The following is a 20,905-nucleotide window of genomic DNA, read 5'->3' as shown; positions in this document are numbered from 1 at the left end:
ACACAGTAAACCTAGTTGACTATGTGGCCAGTTCGGGGGCGCTCTTGATCGGCACTCCTACATATTTGTGGAACGAGGACGTTGCGGCGACTGCATAATTGAATCCGTGGAGCGACGACGAGACAGTCAGGCTGCGAAATCGCCGACGGCTGTCCTCGGGGAGTTGCCCGCGTTAGTGGTGCTCGACCGCCTGCCGGTACCGGTGTTGGCGATCGCTGAAGACGGTGCGATCGTGTTTGCCAACGAGGCGTTCGCCGACATGGTCGGATACAGCGCTGACGCGCTGCGCGAGCTGCACTTTCATCAGATCTTCCACACCTTGCCCGCCGACGAGTCGGCGGTGTCGGTGATGCGTGCGCACGAGGAGTTGGTGGTCGAACTCCTTCACCGCGACGGTTCGATCGTGCGGGCCAGGATGAGCAAGTCGGCCCTGCGGCGCGGTAGTGACCCGGTCGCCCTGGCCACTTTCCAGGATCTGACCGAACGACTCTGGCTCGACGAACTGTAATCAGGGCTCGAGCGGCGGCGCGGATTGGCGCATCGACTCGCGGGCCAAGTACTGCTGGAAATAGCTCAGCGATTCGTCGGTCACGAGCGCCGGTAGCAAGATCTCCCATATCCGCCCGAGGCGTTCCATCACGTCGGCGCCGGACGAGGTCGAACTGGAGAGAAGTTCGGCCCCGGTCATCGATCCCACAACCGTCTCGGCGACCGCGACGGGATCGAGGTCAGGACGTACGTCGCCGTCCTCGATGGCCAGCGCCGTGCTCGACGCTATCTCATCGAGCCAGCGGCCGAAGATGCGTGCGTTGGCCTGGCTGAACCCCCCGAATGCGCGCCGCAACTGGGTGGCGCTTCGGGCGACCATGTCCGTGGCGAGCAGGTCCGCGACAACGAAACACGAGTGGATGATGCGTTCGAGCGCGGGCGCCGAGGACTCGCTGATCTTCTCGAATGCCTCGAACAGGATCGTGCTGCCCTCGTCGATGATCGCGGCCGCGAGCGCGTCTTTGGAATCGAAGTGGTAGTACAGAGCGCCCTTTGTCATCTCGGCGCGATCGATGATGTCGCCCAGGCTGGTCGCGGGATAACCGATCTCGTTGAACAGCTCCACCGCGGCATCGACGATCCGCCGCCGGGTGGCTTCAGATCGCGCTTGGCGCACCATCGCCGGTACCTCCGGATGCTCCGACGGCCTCATCCGGTTGGAGATGGCCTGGTCGGGGATCATAGATCATTCAATGGAGCCGCCGTCTTGATGGCGACCGCGGTCCGTCGCTTGACGAACTCGGTGAGATAGGCGATGCGGTCCGGGGCGGTAAGGCCGGGCAGGAGCAACATCCAGGCGGACTGCAGGTCGCGCATGAAGCGCTCGGGGTTGTCGAGATCGCTGGTCTGCCGTAAGCCCATGTACACCGAAACCAGGAGGCGGCCGATCGCTTCGGCGTCATCTTGGTCGCGGATGTCGCCTTCGGCGACCGCCCTGTCGATGACCTTCGCGTAACCCTCGACCCACCGGCGCAGGATGTCGGGCTGCAAGCCGTCGGTACGTCCGATGGATTCCAGGAGATTCAGTCCCGCCCTGGCGACTTCGCTGCCGATGTCGTCGACCGCGAGCCGGAACGACAGATCGATGAGCGTCTCCAGGCCGGACAACCTCCGTCCCAGCACCTCGTCGACCGAGGCTCGCGCTTCCTCCATACGGAGCTCGACGATCGCCGATGCCAGCGCGTGTTTGGAGCGGAAGTGGAAGTACATCGCGCCCTTGGTGACCGCCGCATCGGTGAGAATGTCGTCGAGGTTGACCCGGCTGTAGGAGCTGCGGGCGAACAGACGAGACGCCGCACGCAAGATCTGGAGCCGCGTCGAGTCCGACCGTCGATCGACCTGGTCGGCCGGTGGGGGAACGGCGTTCAGTGGGGGCCTCGTTTGCCTGAAATTAACCAACCCTGCAATTCTTCCATCCACTTCCCCGGTTCGATGAATTCTCTCCAGTTAGCTGTGTGCGACAACCCGGATGGCCCACGCTCTTCCGCCGCTTCCGATTCCTCCGCAATCTTTTCGTCTGACTTTTCCAGAATCCCGTATGTCGAATTGTTGTGTCCGACACGTCAAACTCTAAGTCATAATTAGACGCCCATAACATCCGAAAAGTATGTAAAGTACCTCCCGTGATGACTTTCGGTTCGCGGCGATGCGGATTGCCGGCCGTCGGTCGCACTGCGTCGCAGGCGTTCGGTGCTCACCGCGACCGGACATGTTCGGCGTCGCGCACGTTGTTTCCTATCGCGTTGCCATTGCCTGTATCGGCGAACCCCTCGAGAAAGCCATACGGGCAATGGCAGCTTTTCGAAAACGGCCTGAATCATCGTGTGATGCGCAGAATCCCGCATCGATATGCGGCCGGACTGTAAATCACAGCGACCTTGGAGAAGTTAACGGTGCAGTGGGACGACGAAGTCGACGTGGTGTGCGCCGGTGCCGGCGCGGCTGGACTCGCACACGCCATCGCGCTCGACGAACTCGGTGGTGAGGTGTTCATCGCGGACTGGGGAGTCGCCGAGCACAACTGGCTCGGTACGAATGCGACCGATGAGTGCACCCGCCACTTCTTCGCCGAGATGACGTCGGACCTGGGGCCGCTGCACGGTCAGTCCCACGATGTCGGCGTGCCGATCCGCGCCGTGCCCTCGCATGTGCCCGCCGATAGCGGCCGCACAGTGGCGCCGTTCGTCGGGGCCCGCCTGCGGGAATGGGCGGCCCAATGTCTGGCGACGCCGTTCGGTTACCTCTCGACCCGGCTTCCGGATTGGAGCGCGACGACCGTGCAGGCGTCTGATGGCCAAATCCTCGAGGTCCTCGAGATCGGTGCGCTCTCCGCCGATTCCGGTGAGCTCGCCGGCTCCATACTCGATCTGCTCACCACGGGTGTGGCCGACCGTGACATCGAGGTGCATTCCGACCATGCGTTGCAACGCCTGGTTTTCGAGGAGGGCCTCGCGGTGGGCGCGGTGTTCGCGACTCCCGACGGGCCGATGGCGGTCCGGGCTCGGCACGGTGTCACGGTCACGAGCGGAGCCGTGCAACTCCCCGAAATCGATCCGCGGTCGGTGTCCGGCGACATCCTGCGTGTCTGCCTCGTCGGACAGCGTGCCAGCAGGTTCGGCCGCGTCGAGGTGCTCACCTCCGAACCGCCGGCAGTGTCCGGCGTCGCGTGCCATGCGCGCGGTCGCCGGCTACCGGCCAATCTCCGTGAGACATACCGCCACTCAGGGTCGTGGCGATGCGGCAAAGTCCACGGGTACCCGTCCCTGGGCGAGTAGCGACTGCATCTCGGCGCCCGGCAACGGACGCGACAACAGAAATCCCTGCGCCCGGTGGCATCCATGTTCGAGCAGGGTGCGCGCGGCCTCCTCGGTCTCCACACCCTCGGCGACGAGCTGCAGGCCGAACGCCTCGGCCAGCGCGATGATGGCGCGCACAATTGCGAGATCGCCGGGATTGTGGCCCAACTCGCGGACGAAGCCCTTGTCGATCTTCAGGGTGTCGACGGGCAGCGACTTCAGATGTGACAGCACGCTGTAGCCGGTGCCGAAGTCGTCGATGGCGACCTGCACGCCGACCTGTTTGAGGCCGGCCAGCGTTTTGCGGGTGGTCTCGATGTCCTGCACCACGACGCTCTCGGTGATTTCCAGGCACACCGATCCGCCGTCGAGGCCGAACTCATCGATCGTCGCCGCGACCGATTCCACGAATCCGTCGCTCACCAGTTGGACCGGCGAGACATTGACCCGCAATACCGCGTCGCAGCCGACACCGTTGGCGCGCCACTGGGCGAACTCGCGGCACGCCGTCCGCATCACCCAGCGACCCAGTTCGCCCGCCAGGTTGATCGATTCGGCCACCCCGATGAAGGAGCCGGGTGCGAGCAGGCCGCGCGTCGGATGCTCCCAGCGGACCAGCGCCTCGGTGGCGAGAATCTCGCCGGTGCGCATGTTGACCTCGGGCTGATAATGCAGCAGAAGGGCGCCCGTTTCGATGACGTTGTGCAGGTGAAGCTCGATGTCGTTGCGGAAGTCGGACTCCATCGACATCTGATCGGTGAAGACCGCGACCTCGTTGCCGCCGGATGCCTTGGCGGTCAACACCGCTTGGTCGGCGCGCCGCAGGAGGTCTGAGGTGTTGTCGCGGCCCGGCTCGCCCAGCGCCACACCGATGCTGACGGTGCGGGTGAGCGTCTCGCCGTCGACCGCCACCCGCTCGTTGAGCGTCGATTGCAGCCGAGTGGCCAACTCCCTTGCGGTGTCGACGTCCGTCAGCCCGGCAGGCACGACCACGAACTCGTCGCCACCGAGTCGGGCGAGGAACGTGCCGTCGTCGGCACTTTGGCGCAGCCGTTCGGCCAGGACGCGAATGAACCAGTCACCGGCGGTGTGGCCGAGGTAGTCGTTGATGGCCTTCAACCGGTCCAGATCGAAGAACAGCACCGAGACCGGCCCCGGTTGTCCCTGCCGCAGACGGGCGTCCAGGTGCGCCAGCAGCGCCCGCCGATTGCACAGTCCCGTCAGGTCGTCGTGTTCGGCCAGGTAGCGCAGGCGATCCTCGGCTTCGACCCGCGCTTGAACCTGAGCGAACAGCGACGCGATCGCCTTGAGCGCGTTGAGTTCCTCGGACGTCCAGTCCCTGTCGCCGAACTTGACGAATCCGAGCACTCCGGAGGTGATCTCACCCGACAACATCGGGACGCAGGCCATCGACGTCGACGGAACCTGTCTGCCCTCGGCGATGGTCTGCTGGTACTCCTCGGTCGAGGGCTCCGGGCGGAACACGATCGGTTCCTTCTGATGCTCGCACCGGGCGAACACCGGGTCGGCGTCGGCGAAATACACCACACCCAACGGGTCGGGATCCGGAATCCCCGGGCGGACCGGCCACTCCGCGACCAGCACGGACGCGCGGATCCGGTGATCGTTGTGGCGCAGGAAGCTGACGTCGACGCCGAGGTACTCGACGAGGTCGGCCAGCACACGCTGGCTCACCTCCACCTGCGTCGCGACGTTCACACCCATCAGGTGCGTGGCGACCGACGTGACGAGGTTCTCGAGACTGCTGGGCACTAACCCTCCCTAACGCCGTCGGCGTTGTCGCGACGGTAGTGACTGCGGCGCCGGCTTCTGACCGACGGGCGGGCTGCGTAGGTGAACCTGAGGATCAGCGCCTGTGACTCAGCCGTACCGGTTCCCGCGAGTTGCCGAAAATCATATTGCAGCCTGGCGAGGTCGTCGGCGAAAGCGGGCGACACCCGGCGGCGGTCCTGCTCGTCGAGCACATACAGAAACGGCGGTGAAACCGGTTGTACGGCAAGCCCGTGCTGCTGGGCCCGGATCCACACCGACTCGACGGCCGCCCCGGCGTGTGCGTAGTCGGCCAGACGGTGCCCGCCCACCGAGACGACCGCCAGACCGGCGCAGTCCCGCACACGACGCGCGGTGTCGTCGCCGAGGGCCCGCCCGCCGTCCCACTCTCTCACGTGGCCCATCACCTCCGGCCGGCGCAGGACGTCGAGCATCACCAGGTCCGCGGGAGCGAGCTCGAGCGTGCGTACGTCGATGCCGGACTCCAGCGAGGCCGAGTCGGGCCACCGCAGTTCGGCGAACATCTCGGCGTGCAGGCGCGGAGTCAGATATCGGATGCGATCGGCGGCGGCCAGAATCGCTGCGGCCGATTCGAGGTCGGGCCGGTCGGTCAGGACCCTCAACCGGGCGCCTTCGGCCTCCGCGGCGGCGATCAGGGTCGCGATCGTGTCGGCAGGGATCGGCGCGGCGTTGCCGAGACGCCGATTGGTCTCCCGGGCCAGCATCGGCTCGTAGAGCGATCCGAGTTCGGGGTCGTCGCCCGGCGCGAGATGCACCGTCGCGACCAACGGTGAAGCCTCGTCACCGGCGCCGTAGTGCACCTGTGCGGTCATCTGGTGGGCGGCGGCCGCGACGCGGGCGTTGAAGGTCGCGGCGCCGACCGCAACGGCGCTGGCACGCAGACCGACGTCCATCGTCGTGGTGAACCGCGGGTCCAACGCGACGGTCACCGATCCGGCGGTGACCTCGATCCACCATGGCTGCGCATTGCCGCCCGAGGGTGCGCGCTGCGCGGCGGCAGCGATGGCGTCCGTCGCCCGGTTCGGCCGGTCCTCGGCAGGGTCGTCGACCGGGTGGTCGACCGGGTGGTCGCCGACGGGCACGACCGGGGTGTCGAGGCGGTCGAAGACTTCGGCGATGTCCATCCGCGCCCGTCCGGACGGGAGGTGCTCGCCAAGGCCGATCCGCCGGACCGCCTCGGCGACCAGGCTCGTGTTCAGCGCCACCTCGGAGGTCAACTGCGGCCACGTCGAGAGGGTCTGTCCCACCTCGATCAGTGAGGCCGCCATCCGGGCCGAAACCTGGCTGGCCTCGGCCAGTCGAAGCGAGTAGGGCAGCTTGTCGGTGCTGCTGAGATTCGCCAGGCCGGCCGCGTTCATGTCTCCGACGAGGCCGTGCAGGATCGGGCGTGCCGGATCGAGATCGAACCGCTCGACGTCGAGCAGCGCGCGATCGCTGGTCGTCATCAGCACCGGGATCCCGCGCTCGCGTGCGTCCTCGCGGACCAGCAGCTTGGCGTCCAGGGAGTCGCATTCCTCGATGACGAGGTCCACGCCGTCGAGGAACTCGTGCACGGTTCGCTCGTTGACGCCGGCGACGTCGACGCGCACCGGCAGATACGGATCGAGTTCGGCGATCCTTCTGGCGCACACGACCGCCTTATTCACACCGATGTCGAGCACCGAGGCGGGCACCCGGTTCAGGTTCGTCAGATCCATGTCGTCGAAGTCGCTCAACCGCAAGGCGCCGCACAGCCCCTGAGCCGCGAGCGCGTAAGCGATCGTATGACCGACACTCAAGCCGACGACGCCGACGGTGAGGCCGCCGAGCTTCTTCTGTTCGGCGGCCGTGATCAGGTTGCGGTTGCGATCCAGACGGACGCGGCGAAAACCTCGTGGGCCGAGGATGCTGGCCGCGGCCCGGCGCCACGGATAGTAGACCCATCGAATCGGTTCAGCGAGAACGTCTTCCGGCGGTGGTGGCCGCATTTCGCGCAGCACCTGCTGTTGGTGTGCTGCGCCGTCGATGATTTCGATGCTCGAATCCGACTGCAATTGGGCGAGGACGGGATCGTCGGCGCGCAGAACTACTGCGGTGCACCAACTCGGATCGCCGTCCCCGCCGGTCACCGCTCGGTCCCGGTGGCGGCCGATAACCCGACCGCCTTGTGAACAGGGGCCAGCATCTGCTGTTCGGCGAAATACAACGAAAGCTGTTTTGGGTCGGCATGTTTGGGGAACGTCGCACGATCCCACCAGGCCAGTCGGGTCTCATAACGCTCGTCGGGATACGGCGTCGGAGGAATTTTCGTCGCCAGAATACCGCCGGACGAAAGCCATCGCTTGAGCACATAGGAGGCCGCCGTCGCGACGATGAACTGAATGTCGAGAAGCCCCATCGCATGCAGCGGTGTTCGGGAGATGGCGTAGGTGAGCTGACGGTTGCGATCGGGATCGTCAGTCACCCATGCGGTTTTCATCTCCACGACGCCGAATGGTAGCCGGTCGCTGATCATCTTCCGCACCGCGTCGAAGCCCGGCTGACCTTTCCACTCCAGCAGTGCATGGGCTTCGTCGGCGGACTGGTAAGGCCCTTTCGCGCGAAGGCCGCCGACCACCTTTCCGGATCGGTCGACGCAGGCGGCGAACAGGATGGTGTCCGAGCCGGTGTGCAACGCATCCATGTCGAGTGCCTTCGCCACACCGTGCTTGGTGTAACTGCGCGTCGCCCCGTGCACGAAATCCCGCCAGAGCTCGGGCTCGACCGCGGGGTGCGCAAAGGTGATCGTGCAGTCGGTCTCCGAATCCCAGAAACTGGGAGTCTGTCGCAAACTGGGGGCGACATCGGTGGCGGACTGGATTTGTGCAATGGTCATAATCGTCCGATCATCGGGCAGTTCCCATGGACGGGTCGCTGCTGATTACGTGTGGATTTCCCACATCCATATGAGTATCTCGCCGAGTGCGGTTTTATTACCAGGAAGCGCAGTGATCTTGTGGTGAAAAGGCTTGTTGTCGGCGCAAAAAAGGGGACCGGCGTGGTGCGGTGAACGCGCGCAGCTAATTGCCGAGAATCCCCTGCGGAATCGAGTGGGCCGCGCGCGGATTCGGTGCGGCAACCGCGCGATGCGGCCGTTCACCTGCGCTTGCGGCGGCCGAGTGCCACGCTGGGTGAGGTGACCGGGGGATATCCGAGTCCGGGTGCAGGGAACCTGCCCGTTAACGATGTGGGCCGGTTGCTGCTTCGCTGTGTGGATCGGCCGGGATTGGTGGCCGCCGTCAGCGCATTTCTCGCCGCCGCCGGGGCGAACATCGTGTCGCTGGACCAGCACGCGACCGAACAGTCGGGCGGCACATTCATGCAGCGCACCATTTTTCACCTGCCCGGCCTGACAGCTGCGCGCGATGACCTCGAACGCGAATTCGCCGAACGGGTCGCCGTACCATTCGGTATGGACTTTCGGCTCACCGAAGCCGCGAAACCCAAGCGGGTGGCGATCATGGCCTCCAAAGAAGATCACTGCCTGCTCGATCTGCTGTGGCGCAACCGGCGCGGCGAGCTCGACATGTCTGTGGCCATGGTGGTCGCGAACCATCCCGACCTCGCGGATCAGGTCCGGCCCTTCTCGGTTCCGTTCATCCACGTACCGGCCAGTAGGGAAATCCGCGAGGATGCCGAACGCCGCCAGCTCGAGTTGCTGCGCGGCAACGTCGACCTGGTGGTCCTTGCGCGCTATATGCAGATCCTCACGCCGCGATTCATCGCCGACGTCGGGTGTCCGCTCATCAACATCCACCATTCGTTCCTGCCGGCGTTCATCGGCGCTGCGCCGTATCGGCGGGCCAAGGAGCGCGGGGTCAAGCTCGTCGGCGCCACCGCGCACTACGTGACCGAGGACCTCGACGAGGGGCCGATCATCGAGCAGGACGTGGTGCGGGTCGACCATCGGCACGGCGTGGAGGATCTGGTCCGCCTCGGATCGGACGTCGAACGCGTTGTTTTGTCCCGAGCGGTGCTATGGCACTGTGAGGACCGCATCATCCGATTCGGCAACCAGACCGTCGTCTTCTAGCGACGATCTTCTCGCCGGTACGAAGGAGAAGTAGTGAAGAAGTTCAGCGACCTCGACGAGTTCATCGCGGCCGAGGGCAGCCAGCTCGGCCCCACCGAATGGCTCGAAGTCACCCAGGACCGCGTCAACCTGTTCGCCGACGCGACCGAGGACCACCAGTGGATCCACGTCGACCCCCAGAAGGCGGCCAACGGGCCGTTCGGGGCGACGATCGCCCACGGCTTGCTGACGCTGTCGCTGCTCCCGTACTTCTCGCATCAGCTGTACACGGTGGGCAACATCGCGATGGCCATCAACTACGGCTACAACAAGGTTCGCTTCATCACACCGGTCAAGGTCGGCGCCAAGATCCGCGCCACGGGTGAATTGACGAAGATCGACCAACTCGACGGCGCCGTGCAGTCGACGATGACCACGACGATCGAGATCGAGGGCTCGGAAAAGCCTGCCGCCGTTGCGGAGTCGATTGTGCGCTTCATCCGCTGATTCAGTACTGGGTGGAGCCCTGATCCACCGGAATGGCCGTCGCCGTCATGTGTTTCGACTCGTCGCCGGCCAACCAGCACACCACCTCGGCGACGTCTTCGGGTTGCAGAACCCACGTCGGCAGAAACGGCGTCATCATGTGCTGCAGCGACGGGTTGGTTTCCATCACCTTGGCGATCGCGGTGATCATGTCGCCCGAACCCATCGGGGTGTTGACCGGGCCGGGGTGCACGCTGTTGACGCGGATCGAGTGCTTTCCGAGTTCGGCGGCCAGGGCGCGGGCCATGCCGGTGACGGCGTGCTTGCTCGCGGTGTAGTGAACCATGAACGGCTGCAACTTGATTCCGGCAGCCGAGCTGATCAGGATGATGGACCCGCCCCGGCCACCGTCGATGATGTGCTGCGCGCCTGCCCGAACGGCGTTGAAGGTTCCTGCCACGTTGATGTCCATCACGTCGCGGAAGTCCTCCGGCGTGATCTCGTCCCACAGCTGCGGTGGTGAGATACCCGCGTTGGCGACGATCACGTCGAGCCGGCCGAATGCGGCAACCCCTTCGGCGACGACCTCGTTGAGGGTCTCGGCGTCACGGGTGTCGGTCTGCGAGGTGAGGATGCGGCGACCAGTGGCCTCGACCAGGCGGGCCGTCTCGGCGAGTTCCTCAGGTGTTGCATGGTCGTAAGGCACGCAGGCCGGGAGCTTTCCGGCGATGTCTACGGCGATGATGTCGGCGCCCTCGGTGGCCATCCGGACGGCGTGTGCGCGACCCTGACCCCGCGCGGCGCCGGTGATGAACGCGACCTTGTCGGTGAGCCTGTTCACGAGCGCTCCTTCTGTGCGGCCTTGACGAGGTTGGACCCGATGATGAGACGCTGTATCTCGCTGGTGCCCTCGTAAAGTCGCAGCAGCCGGACATCGCGATAGATGCGTTCGACGGGAACCTCGCGCATGTAGCCGCTGCCGCCGTGGATCTGGACCGCGATATCGGCGACATCACCGGCCATCTCGGTGCAGAACAGCTTGGCAGCCGACGGTGCCACCCTGCGGTCCTCGCCGGTGACCCATTGACGCGCGGCGTCGCGGACCAGTGCGCGGCCGGCCATCACGCCGGTCTGCTGATCGGCGAGCATCGCCTGCACCAACTGGAAGTTGCCGATCGGCGTATCGCCCTGGGTCGCGGTGGCGGCGTAGGCGACCGACTCGTCGAGCGCGCGTTGTGCGGCCCCGACCGCCAAAGCGGCGATGTGTACGCGTCCGCGAGCCAACGAGATCATCGCAGCGCGATAACCGATGTCCTCGCTGCCGCCGACGAGTGCTTCGGCGGGCACACGCACGTCGTCGAAGCTGACGTCCGCCGTCCACGCGCCCTCCTGGCCCATCTTCGCGTCCTTGGCGCCGACCTGGACGCCGGCGGCGTCGGCGGGCACCAGGAACACAGCGATGCCCGCGCCGTCCGCATCGGCGGGGCGGCTGCGGGCGAACACGACGAAAAGGTCGGCGGTCGGGGCGTTGGTGATGAACCGCTTCTGGCCCGTGATCACCCAATCGCCATCTTGTCGAACGGCTTTGGTGCGAAGTCCCGACGGATTGGAGCCCGCGCCGGGCTCGGTGAGTGCGAACGATGCGACGACGTCGCCGGTGGCCATCGGCTCGAGCCAGCGTGCCTTCTGCTCGTCGGTGCCGAATCCGACAAGGACCTGTCCCGCGATGCCGTTGTTCGTCCCGAACATCGAGCGCAGAGCCAGCGAGGTGTAACCCAGCTCCATTGCCAGCTCGACGTCCTGCGAGAGGTCCAGCCCCAGCCCGCCCCACTCCTGGGGGATCGCATAGCCGAAGAGCCCCATCTTCTTGGCCTGCTCGCGAAGGTCGTCGGGGACCCGGTCTCCGGCCAGGATCTCCTGCTCACGGGGGATCACCGCGGTGCGGACGAAGTGACGGGTCTGCGCCAGGATCTCCTGGAAGTCCTCGTCGCTGACTTCGGATGTCGCCATCCTGTGCTCCTTGTCCTCATCTGCTCGCGCGAGCGTTGCTGCAAGTCGTGGCGAGCACGCGCGCGGTGTGACCGGTCGGCCCATCGAATGGGGGCGATCATATATGAAATATGATGTTCGATTGACGCGGCCCCGGGTGGGCCTTGACCAGTGGAAGGGGTGATCAGGTGTCGCTGTTGACCGGACAGACGGCGGTCGTGACCGGAGGCGCGCAGGGTCTGGGATACGCGATCGCCGAACGGTTTATCGCCGAAGGCGCGCGGGTGGTGCTTGGCGACGTGGATCTCGCCGCGACCGAAGCGGCGGCCGGGAAACTCGGCGGCGTGGACCATGCGCTGGCGGTGCGTTGTGACGTCACCAAGGGCGCCGACGTCGAGGCGTTGGTCGGCGCCGCCGTCGAGCGGTTCGGTGGGCTGGACATCATGGTCAACAACGCCGGGATCACCCGTGACGCGACGCTTCGCAAGATGACCGAGGAGCAGTTCGATCAGGTCATCGCCGTGCACTTGAAAGGCACATGGAACGGGCTGAAGGCGGCGGCGCCGATCATGCGCGAGAACAAGCGCGGCTCGATCGTCAACATGTCATCGATCTCGGGCAAGGTCGGCATGATCGGCCAGACCAACTACTCGGCGGCCAAGGCAGGCATCGTCGGTATGACCAAGGCGGCGGCCAAGGAACTCGCCCATCTCGGGGTGCGGGTCAACGCGATTCAGCCGGGACTGATCCGCTCGGCGATGACGGAGGCCATGCCGCAGAAGGCGTGGGACCAGAAGTTGGCCGAGGTGCCGATGGGCCGCGCCGGCGAGCCGGAGGAGGTGGCCAAGGTCGCCCTGTTCCTGGCCAGTGATCTGTCGTCGTACATGACCGGGACCGTTCTCGAGATCACCGGGGGACGGCACCTATGAGCACCCGCGAGGCTGTCATCTGCGAACCGGTGCGAACGCCGATCGGCCGTTACGGCGGAATGTTCAAGTCCCTCACGGCCGTCGATCTCGGCGTCACCGCACTCAAGGGTCTCTTGGAGCGCACCGGGATCGAGCCGGAAGCAGTCGAGGACGTGATCCTTGGTCACTGCTATCCGAGCAGCGAGGCGCCCGCCATCGGCCGCGTCGTGGCGCTGGACTCCGGGCTGCCGGTGACCGTGCCCGGTATGCAGGTCGACCGGCGGTGCGGTTCGGGTCTGCAAGCCGTCATCCAGGCGTGTCTGCAGGTCGCCAACGGCGACAACGACGTCGTGATCGCGGGTGGCGCGGAGAGCATGAGCAACGTGACGTTCTATTCGACCGACGTCCGGTGGGGCCCTGCGCCCGGCGGGGTCATGCTGCACGACTCGTTGGCCCGCGGCCGCACCACCGCCGGCGGCAAGCACTATCCGGTGCCCGGCGGGATGCTCGAGACCGCCGAGAACCTGCGCAGGCAGTACGGCATCTCGCGGGAAGAGCAGGACGAGCTCGCCGTGACGTCTCATCGTCGCGCGGTGGCCGCCCAGAAAGACGGCATCCTGGCCGAGGAGATCATCCCCGTCACGGTGCGCACCCGGCAAGGCGAAGAGGTGATCGACACCGACGAGCACCCGAGACCCGACACCTCGCTCGAATCACTGGCGAAGCTGAGACCCGTTCTCGGCAAGCAGGATCCGGACGCGACGGTCACCGCGGGCAACGCGAGCGGCCAGAACGACGCCGCATCGATGTGCGTGGTGACCACGCGCGACAAGGCCGAAGAGCTGGGACTGACGCCGCTGGTGCGGCTGGTGTCGTGGGGTTCGGCGGGCGTGGCCCCCAACGTCATGGGGATCGGGCCCGTGCCCGCCACCAAGGTGGCGCTGGCCAAGGCGGGACTGTCGTTGGCCGATATCGACCTGATCGAGCTGAATGAGGCGTTCGCCGCGCAGGCCCTTGCTGTGATGCGGGAGTGGAGTTTCGGCGCGGCCGACACCGAACGCACGAACGTGCACGGCTCGGGAATCTCGCTCGGGCATCCCGTCGGCGCGACGGGCGGTCGGATGCTGGCGACGCTGGCGCGTGAACTGACGAGGCGCGGCTCCCGCTACGGCTTGGAGACCATGTGCATCGGCGGCGGCCAGGGGCTGGCCGCGGTGTTCGAGAGGGTCGACGCATGACCAAACTCGCGCAGACAGTGGGCCTGACTGATGTCCAGACCGAAATCCTGTCCACCGTACGTCAATTCGTCGAGAAGGAGATCATCCCGAACGCGCCGGAGTTCGAGATGACCGACACCTACCCACAGGCCATCGTCGATGCGATGAAGGAGATGGGGCTGTTCGGGCTGATGATCCCCGAGGAGTACGGGGGCCTCGGCGAATCGCTGCTGACGTACGCGCTGTGCGTCGAGGAGTTGGCGCGCGGCTGGATGAGCATCTCCGGTGTGCTCAACACCCACTTCATCGTCGCTTACATGTTGCGTCAGCACGGCACCGATGCGCAGAAGCAGCGCTACCTGCCGCGGATGGCGACGGGGGAGACGCGCGGTGCGTTCTCGATGTCCGAACCCGAACTCGGTTCCGACGTCGCCGCGATCCGGACGCGGGCCACCCGCAACGACGACGGCACCTACCGGATCGACGGTCAGAAGATGTGGTTGACCAACGGGGGAACGTCCACGCTGGTCGCGGTGTTGGTCCGCACCGACGAGGGCGCCGACAAACCGCATCGCAACCTGACCGCGTTCCTGGTCGAAAAGCCGGTCGGTTACGGGGAAGTCGCGCCGGGGCTGACGATTCCGGGCAAGCTCGACAAGCTCGGTTACAAGGGCATCGACACCACCGAGTTGATCTTCGACGGCTACGTAGCCAAGGCCGACGACATCCTCGGCGAGTCGCCGGGGCAGGGGTTCTTCCAGATGATGGACGGGATCGAGGTCGGCCGGGTCAACGTCTCGGCGCGGGCGTGCGGTGTCGGCATCCGCGCGTTCGAACTGGCGGTCCGCTACGCCCAGCAGCGCCAGACGTTCGGCAAGCTGATCTCCGAGCACCAGGCCATCGCCTTCCAATTAGCCGAGATGGCAACCAAAGTCGAGGCGGCCCATCTGATGATGGTCAACGCCGCGCGGCTGAAGGACTCCGGGGAACGCAACGACGTCGCGGCCGGAATGGCGAAGTACCTCGCGAGCGAATTCTGTTCGGAGGTCACGCAGCAGAGTTTCCGGATCCACGGTGGTTACGGGTACTCCAAGGAATACGAGATCGAGCGGTTGATGCGCGACGCGCCGTTCCTGTTGATCGGCGAGGGCACCAGCGAGATCCAGAAGAACATCATCAGCAAGCGGTTGCTCGCCGACTATCAGGTGTGACGGTGACAGCGCCCGAATTCGCCTTCCGGCCTCAACTCGCCGAGGACGTCGCACGTTTCGTGCGCAAACGCATCTTCGACGGCACCTACGGCGCCGGTGAGTACGTGCGGCTGGAGCAACTGGCCGCCGAACTGGGCATCAGCGTCACCCCGGTCCGCGAGGCGCTGTTCGAGTTGAAGGCCGAAGGGTTACTGGCCCAACAGCCGCGGCGCGGTTTCGTCGTGTTGCCGGTGACGGGCCGCGACCTCACCGACGTGTCGAATGTGCAGGCGTACATCGGTGGTGAGCTGGCGGCGCGTGCCGCGGCCAACATCACCGACGATCAATTGCGCGACCTGAAGCAGATCCAGTCCGACCTGGAAGCGGCGTACGCGGCCGTCGACGACGAGCGGGCGGTACGGCTCAACCACGAATTCCACCGTGCCATCAACGTCGCCGCGGACTCACCCAAGCTGGCCCAGCTGATGTCACAAATCACCCGCTACGCCCCCGAGTCGGTCTTCCCGGTCATCGCGGGCTGGCCGGAGAAGTCGAACGATCACCACCGCAGGCTGCTGGCCGCACTGGAACAGCACGACGAGCGCCTCGCCCGCGCCGAGATGTCTGAACACCTCGCCGCAGGCGCGAAGCCGTTGATCGACCACCTCACAGAGCGAGGCGTGGTCACCTGACCTGCTCGCGCAGGACTTCGCGCAGCGCCCGGACGTCGACCTTGCCCGACGCCTTGCGAGGGATGTCATCGTCCTTGCCGGTTACGAGCCACACCGTCGGGACCTTGAAGGCGCTCAACCGGTTCCGGGCCTCGACGCGCAGCTCGTCCACGGGTCGTGCCGACACCACGACGGCACCGACGGCACCTGCCACGTCGGTGACGATCGCGTTCAGCACCCCGTCGATGGTCCGCAACGCGCGCTCCACCTCGCTGGGGTACACCGTCGCGCCGCTGACCTTGAACATGTCGTCGCTGCGGCCGTGGCAGAACATGAAGCCGTCGTCGTCGAGACGCCCGAGGTCGCCGGTCGGGTAGAAGCCGTCAGGAGTGAACACGTCCTCCCGGCTACGACGGCAGATGCCCCGCATGACGTGTGGCCCGCGAATCTGGATCATCCCGATCGTCCCGGCCGGCACCGGCTCCCCGGTGTCGGGGTCGACAATGCGAACTTCCATGCCGTCGAAGGGTTTTCCGCAACTGCCCCATGCCGAACGCGGCATGTCGGTGTCGGCGGGGTAGCCACAGTACGGACCGAACGACTCGGTCATACCGAACAGATTGGCCCGCGCGCCGCGGGCCGCGCGCTGCTCGGGTGGCAGCAACGCCTCCATGCTGCCGGGCCGCAGCTGTGACAGATCAGCTCCCACAGCGGCGTTCGCGCGTGCCAGCGCCGCCGCCTGATCGGGCCAGCCGCGAAACAGCGTCACGCGCTCGCGTTCGATCAGGCGCAGTGTCGTCTCCGGGCGGGGCATCTCCTCGGTCACCAGCGTCGCACCGGTCAGCAGCGCAGACAGCAGGCCGCCCGCCAGCCCGCCCACCCAGAAGAACGGCATCGGTAGATACAACCGGGTGTCTGCGGAAATGCAACGCGCCGCCAAACCGGATCGCACCGCGCCCAGAGCGTTGCCGTGGGAATGGATCACACCCTTGGGTGGGCCGCTGCTGCCCGAGGTGAACATGATCGCCAGCGTGTCGCTCGGAGTGACCGCGGCCGCGATCTCGTCGACGGGCGCCGCGCCACCCGATGGGAGCCGGTCCGCGCGCCAGACCTCGCGCAGAGCCGGAAGATTGCCGCGCTCGGCGTGGATGTCGTCGAGGTAGCGGTGGCCGCGGAACTCCTCGACGGCCACCACGAACTGCACCGCCGCCACGCGAAGCTGGGCCGCGAGTTCGGGTGGCTGCAACAGCGTGCTCAACGGCACCAGCACCGCGCCGATGCGGGTCAGCGCGATCGCGATCCGCACCCACTCGACGCAGTTCGGCATGATCAACGCGACCCGACTGCCCTTGCCCACCCCTGCGGCCACGAACGCGGCTGCCATCTCGCGCGTATTGGCGTCGAGTCCGGCGTAGGTGATCTCGGCCGACGGGTCGATTACCGCCGGCTTGTCGCCATGTTCGGCGGCGCAACATCGCACCAGCGCATCGATCGTGTCAGACATCGAAAACCTCTGCCAATTTCGACAAGTCGACCTTTCCGCTCGACAACACCGGGACGTGGGCGGCGGGCACTGCGGCGAACCGCCGGGGGATCTTGTAGGAAGACAGCTCGTTCTTGAGTCGCTCACGACATCCGGTCTCGTCGAATGACGCGCCGTCTTCCAGCGCGATGACCGCGGCGACCAGCTGGCCGCGTTCGGCGTCGGGGAGGCCGATCACGTGCGCGACGACACCGCCGGTCACCTTCGCGATCGCCCGTTCCACCTCCGCGGGTGCGACATTGGCGCCCGCGGTCTTGATCAGTGAGCCGCGGCGGCCGACGAAGTAGAAGAAGCCGTCGGCGTCCGTGCGAACGAGGTCGCCGGTGTGGAACCAGCCGTAGTCGTCGAAGCACTCCTCCCGGCTGCGCTTGTAATACCGCTGCATCATGAACGGCCCACGTGCGCACAGCTCACCGACGGAGCCGGTGCCCACGGACGCTCCGGTATCGGGATCGACGACCTTGACATCGAATCCGGGTACCGGCTTGCCGAACGATCCGCGCCGATGCTCGGGCTGATCGGATTCGTCGGCGCAGGCGAGGATGACGCTTCCGGATTCGGTCATGCCGAGCATCGTGTGGCGTAGTTCGGGGTCGGCGGGCCGGACGTCGTACGCCATGATCGGGTACAGGTTACCGCGCCTGATCGATGACAGATCACGGCTCGGCAGGCTGGGGTGCCGGGCCAGGTGCGCGATGCCGGCCACGAAACCGTTGGTCATCGTCGGCTTCTCGGCCTCCAGCAGATCGAGGGTTTCGCCGGCATCCACGGCGTTGGAGCACAGTAATGTTGCGCCGACCAGCAAGGTGGCCAGCACCGAGTAGGCGAAGCCGCCGATCCAGAAGAACGGCGAATTGCTGAACAGCTTCTCCTCGGCGGTCAGCCCGCGGATCTCGTTGAGCACCATCTGGTGGTCGAGCAGTCCGGCGTGCGTGTGCACGACACCCTTGGGTGCGCTGGTCGACCCCGACGTGTAGATGATCGCCAATTCGTCGCACGGTTCGACATCGTCTTCGAGCGCGGCCAGCAGGTCGGTGTCGGCCAACTCCGTCGGCTCGGTGTCGACGAGAACGTGACGGAGCAGCGGAATGCCCTCGACGTCGGCGAGCCGTTGCCGGTAGTCATGAGATCGGTATGCCCCTGTGGCCAGGAGGATCTCGACGTCGGAGTGGGCGAGTTGTTCGCGCATCTCCCGTGCGGTCGCCAGCGTCGAGACCGGGATCACCACGGCGCCGATCCGCGCGGCGGCCAGCATCGCCACGACGAACGCCGACCCGTTCGGATACAACACGCCGACGTGCGTGCCCTTGCCCGCGCCGAGACAGATCAGCCCGCGAGCCAGCCGGGCCGACCGGCGTTCGGCGTCGGTATAGCTCACCCGGTCCGCATCGCAGATCAGCAGCGGCTGATCGCCCCGCGCAGCGGCCTGCGCGCGCAGCACCGACCCGACGGTGCGGTCAGCCATGGCCGGCGGTGGCTCCGGTCTCGAAGTGTTGCCGGACCGCGCTCAGGTCGGGTTTACCCGAGGGCGTGCACGGCATCTGCTCGACGATCGCGATCGCGGTGGGAACCTCATAGCGTGCCAGGCGGTTTCGCAGGAACTCCTCGAGCGTCGCGGCATCGACGGGTTCGCGCGGCTGCACCATCGCCACCGGCGTCTCCCCGAGTCGTTCGTCGGGTCTACCCACGACGGCGGCACTGTGCACCGCGGGGTGGCTCTCCAGCGCTCTGCGCACATCGTCGGGCATGACCTTGAAACCGCCGCGGATGATCGCCTGGTCCGCACGTCCGAGGATCCACACGAACCCGTCGGTATCGATGCGCGCCATGTCGGTGGTGCGCATCCAGTCCGCTGCGGGACCCAGTTGGCCGGGTTTGACCTCGAGCAGGCCGGGCTGATCGACGCCGAGGGGGTGACCGTCGTCGTCGACGACGCGCAGTTGTGCGCCGAGGCTGGCCCTTCCCACACTGCCCCGCTTGGTCTGCCAGTGCTGCTGGTAATCGGTCAGCGTCCAGCCGGCGACCCCGCCGCCGAACTCGGTTGCGGCATACGACGTCAACACCGGTATGCCGAACTTCTCGGTGAACGCGTCGGCGTCCTCGGCGGACAGTGGTGCGGTGCCGGAGGTGACCGCCTGGATGCCGGCCAGATCGTCGCGGGTCAGGTCCGAGTGCAACACGGTGCGCAGCGCCGCGGGCACAAGGGACACCGCGCGCGGACGGTGACGCCGCACCGCGTCGACCCAGCGGTTCAGTTCGAAGCGGTCGAGAAGGGCGAACGAACGCCCCTCGCACACACACTGCAGCACCCGGAACACCCCACCGATGTGCACCAGCGGGGCGTTGACGATGGCCACCCCGCTTCGCAGTCGCTTCGGCGGCGGCGCCTCGTCGAAGCCTTCGCCGATCACGCTGTGGGCCAACATGTCGTAGGTCAGATCGATCCGCTTGGGCGGACCGGTCGTGCCGCTGGTCAGCATCCGCACCGCGACGCCGATGCGGTTCTCCTCGGGCACCAGGGCGCGGGCCGCGGTCCAACGGATGGGGTCGCGAACCGTCGAGATCGCCACCATGTCGGTGCCCGGGGTGCGCACCAGCCGTGTCAGGTCGTCCTGTTCGCCGATCACCACCGGCAGCGCCAACGCATCGAGGTCAGCCCTGATGCGATCGTCGCCGCGCGACGGGTTGACGACCACCACGGTGCCCCCACCGAGCAGGACACCGAGAAAGCTCGCGACATGGGCGGGCGTGTTGCGCAACAGCATTCCGACCTGGCGCCCCATTACCCCGACCCCGTAGACCTGCGAGGCCAGTCCGTGCAACTGACCCCAGGTGACCCATTGCCCTTCGTATTCGATGGCGGGCGCGTCCGCGTCGAGCGCGAGGACATCCCGAATGCGTCTGCTGAGCGGGTGCTCACCCATCAGCGGATCCTCGGTTCGGATCGCGTGGGCGTTGGCGCTTGGGCCAACTCGGCCTGACCGAGCGGATTGCCCAGTCGGGTGTAGATCAAGTTCTGTTCCATCGCTGCGCGATAGGGCTTCTCCAGCGACTCCCAGATCGCCTTGACGGTGCCTTGTGTCGCTGAGGGCGGCTTTGCGGCGATGCCGGCGGCGATCTCGTGTGCGCGCGCCCACAGGCGGTCGATGGGAACCACCTCCGTCACCAAGCCCATCTGCAGAGCCGTGGCGGCGCTGACACGTTCGTCGTTGCCCATCAACGCGATACGCAGCGACTGGGCGAGGCCGACCCGTCGCATCAGCCCGATCGGTTCCAGTGCGCACACCAGGCCTGCGCTCACGTGGGAGTCGAAGAAGGTGGCATCCTGCGAACAGATGACCACGTCGGCCTCGTTGAGGAAATAGAACGCTCCCGCTGTGCACATGCCCTGGACCGCGCAGACGACCGGCTTCCACATCTTCTGCCACTTCGGGCTGAGGTGCTCGCCGGGATCCTCATGGTTCCACACGTTTTGAGGCTGGCCGTAGGACTCCTTGATATCCAGGCCCGCGCTGAACGCGCGGTCGCCCACCGCGCGAAGCACCACCGCGTTGACCGCGTCGTCGGTCTTGACGAGCTGCCACGCCTGCGACATCTCCTCACACATCGTGCGGTTGAAGGCGTTCAGCGATTCCGGTCGGTTCAGCGTGATGGTCGCGACGTGGTCGGTGGCGTCCACATCGACGAGGATGGTCTCGAACGACGGCTCCGACAT

Annotated in this window: 19 protein-coding genes; 8 read left to right on the top strand and 11 right to left on the bottom strand. The window is 66.2% G+C overall.

Annotation, left to right across the window (positions count from 1 at the left end):
- Positions 1-106 precede the first annotated feature (106 nt).
- Complete coding sequence (locus A5759_RS14545) at positions 107-508, top strand: PAS domain S-box protein (protein ID WP_068198843.1); 402 nt, start codon at positions 107-109, stop codon at positions 506-508.
- Here the strand turns inward: A5759_RS14545 and A5759_RS14540 are convergent, their stop codons facing one another.
- Positions 509-1,231 (bottom strand): ScbR family autoregulator-binding transcription factor, encoded by a 723-nt coding sequence (locus A5759_RS14540; protein WP_369816200.1) that lies wholly within the window; start codon positions 1,229-1,231, stop codon positions 509-511.
- On the bottom strand, positions 1,228-1,851 hold the full coding sequence (locus A5759_RS14535; protein WP_231984637.1) for a TetR/AcrR family transcriptional regulator: 624 nt from the start codon (positions 1,849-1,851) through the stop codon (positions 1,228-1,230). The genes A5759_RS14540 and A5759_RS14535 overlap by 4 nt, the downstream gene beginning before the upstream one ends.
- Positions 1,852-2,441: 590 nt before the next feature.
- Between A5759_RS14535 and A5759_RS14530 the strand changes: the two genes are divergently transcribed.
- Entirely contained in the window at positions 2,442-3,323 is an 882-nt protein-coding gene (locus A5759_RS14530; RefSeq protein ID WP_064398272.1) for a hypothetical protein, read from the top strand.
- On the opposite strand, the gene A5759_RS14525 is transcribed toward A5759_RS14530, so the two are convergent.
- The 3 genes from A5759_RS14525 to A5759_RS14515 are packed head-to-tail and all read right to left on the bottom strand — an operon-like array spanning position 3,270 to position 8,010.
- Positions 3,270-5,069 (bottom strand): bifunctional diguanylate cyclase/phosphodiesterase, encoded by a 1,800-nt coding sequence (locus A5759_RS14525; RefSeq protein WP_068198954.1) that lies wholly within the window; start codon positions 5,067-5,069, stop codon positions 3,270-3,272. The genes A5759_RS14530 and A5759_RS14525 overlap by 54 nt on opposite strands.
- A 47-nt stretch (positions 5,070-5,116) precedes the next feature.
- Positions 5,117-7,264: an Rv1355c family protein gene (locus A5759_RS14520; protein ID WP_082962126.1), complete on the bottom strand. Its 2,148-nt coding sequence runs from the start codon at positions 7,262-7,264 to the stop codon at positions 5,117-5,119.
- Positions 7,261-8,010 carry a hypothetical protein gene (locus tag A5759_RS14515; RefSeq protein WP_068198841.1) on the bottom strand — a complete coding sequence of 250 codons (750 nt, stop codon included), beginning with the start codon at positions 8,008-8,010 and terminating at the stop codon, positions 7,261-7,263. Before A5759_RS14515 ends, A5759_RS14520 begins: the two co-directional genes overlap by 4 nt.
- Before the next feature lie 264 nt (positions 8,011-8,274).
- On the opposite strand from A5759_RS14515, the gene purU reads away from it, so the two are divergent.
- Together purU and A5759_RS14505 are read left to right on the top strand one after the other, a co-directional pair.
- The gene (gene purU / locus A5759_RS14510; protein ID WP_197506044.1) at positions 8,275-9,207 is read left to right on the top strand and encodes a formyltetrahydrofolate deformylase; all 933 of its coding nucleotides are present in this window, start codon (positions 8,275-8,277) and stop codon (positions 9,205-9,207) included.
- 33 nt (positions 9,208-9,240) lie between these two features.
- Positions 9,241-9,693: a MaoC family dehydratase gene (locus A5759_RS14505; protein ID WP_068198837.1), complete on the top strand. Its 453-nt coding sequence runs from the start codon at positions 9,241-9,243 to the stop codon at positions 9,691-9,693.
- A gap of 1 nt (position 9,694) precedes the next feature.
- On the opposite strand, the gene A5759_RS14500 is transcribed toward A5759_RS14505, so the two are convergent.
- Complete coding sequence (locus A5759_RS14500; protein ID WP_068198835.1) at positions 9,695-10,513, bottom strand: mycofactocin-coupled SDR family oxidoreductase; 819 nt, start codon at positions 10,511-10,513, stop codon at positions 9,695-9,697.
- Positions 10,510-11,682, bottom strand: coding sequence for an acyl-CoA dehydrogenase family protein (locus tag A5759_RS14495; protein WP_068198832.1), 1,173 nt, complete (start codon positions 11,680-11,682; stop codon positions 10,510-10,512). The genes A5759_RS14500 and A5759_RS14495 overlap by 4 nt, the downstream gene beginning before the upstream one ends.
- A 167-nt stretch (positions 11,683-11,849) precedes the next feature.
- Here A5759_RS14495 and fabG point away from each other — a divergent pair, with 167 nt between their 5' ends.
- Genes fabG through A5759_RS14475 form a run of 4 tightly spaced genes read left to right on the top strand, consistent with a single transcriptional unit; the run spans position 11,850 to position 15,668 of the window.
- The gene (gene fabG, locus A5759_RS14490; protein ID WP_068198828.1) at positions 11,850-12,590 is read left to right on the top strand and encodes a 3-oxoacyl-ACP reductase FabG; all 741 of its coding nucleotides are present in this window, start codon (positions 11,850-11,852) and stop codon (positions 12,588-12,590) included.
- Positions 12,587-13,807 (top strand): acetyl-CoA C-acetyltransferase, encoded by a 1,221-nt coding sequence (locus A5759_RS14485; RefSeq protein ID WP_068198826.1) that lies wholly within the window; start codon positions 12,587-12,589, stop codon positions 13,805-13,807. Before fabG ends, A5759_RS14485 begins: the two co-directional genes overlap by 4 nt.
- Positions 13,804-14,997, top strand: coding sequence for an acyl-CoA dehydrogenase family protein (locus A5759_RS14480; RefSeq protein WP_068198823.1), 1,194 nt, complete (start codon positions 13,804-13,806; stop codon positions 14,995-14,997). The genes A5759_RS14485 and A5759_RS14480 overlap by 4 nt, the downstream gene beginning before the upstream one ends.
- Positions 14,998-14,999: 2 nt before the next feature.
- Complete coding sequence (locus tag A5759_RS14475; protein ID WP_068198950.1) at positions 15,000-15,668, top strand: GntR family transcriptional regulator; 669 nt, start codon at positions 15,000-15,002, stop codon at positions 15,666-15,668.
- On the opposite strand, the gene A5759_RS14470 is transcribed toward A5759_RS14475, so the two are convergent.
- From A5759_RS14470 to A5759_RS14455, 4 genes are read right to left on the bottom strand one after another with little or no spacing between them, the layout of a single operon-like run.
- Positions 15,661-17,151, bottom strand: a complete 1,491-nt coding sequence (locus A5759_RS14470) for a class I adenylate-forming enzyme family protein (RefSeq protein WP_068198822.1) — start codon at positions 17,149-17,151, stop codon at positions 15,661-15,663. The genes A5759_RS14475 and A5759_RS14470 overlap by 8 nt on opposite strands.
- The gene (locus A5759_RS14465) at positions 17,144-18,655 is read right to left on the bottom strand and encodes a class I adenylate-forming enzyme family protein (RefSeq protein ID WP_068198820.1); all 1,512 of its coding nucleotides are present in this window, start codon (positions 18,653-18,655) and stop codon (positions 17,144-17,146) included. Before A5759_RS14465 ends, A5759_RS14470 begins: the two co-directional genes overlap by 8 nt.
- Complete coding sequence (locus tag A5759_RS14460) at positions 18,648-20,114, bottom strand: class I adenylate-forming enzyme family protein (protein ID WP_068198817.1); 1,467 nt, start codon at positions 20,112-20,114, stop codon at positions 18,648-18,650. Before A5759_RS14460 ends, A5759_RS14465 begins: the two co-directional genes overlap by 8 nt.
- Positions 20,114-20,905, bottom strand: a complete 792-nt coding sequence (locus A5759_RS14455) for an enoyl-CoA hydratase/isomerase family protein (RefSeq protein ID WP_064425107.1) — start codon at positions 20,903-20,905, stop codon at positions 20,114-20,116. Before A5759_RS14455 ends, A5759_RS14460 begins: the two co-directional genes overlap by 1 nt.

Source organism: Mycobacterium sp. 852014-52144_SCH5372336, from assembly GCF_001665615.1.
Classification (GTDB): domain Bacteria; phylum Actinomycetota; class Actinomycetes; order Mycobacteriales; family Mycobacteriaceae; genus Mycobacterium; species Mycobacterium neumannii_A.
This window is presented reverse-complemented; position numbering and strand designations above follow the sequence as displayed.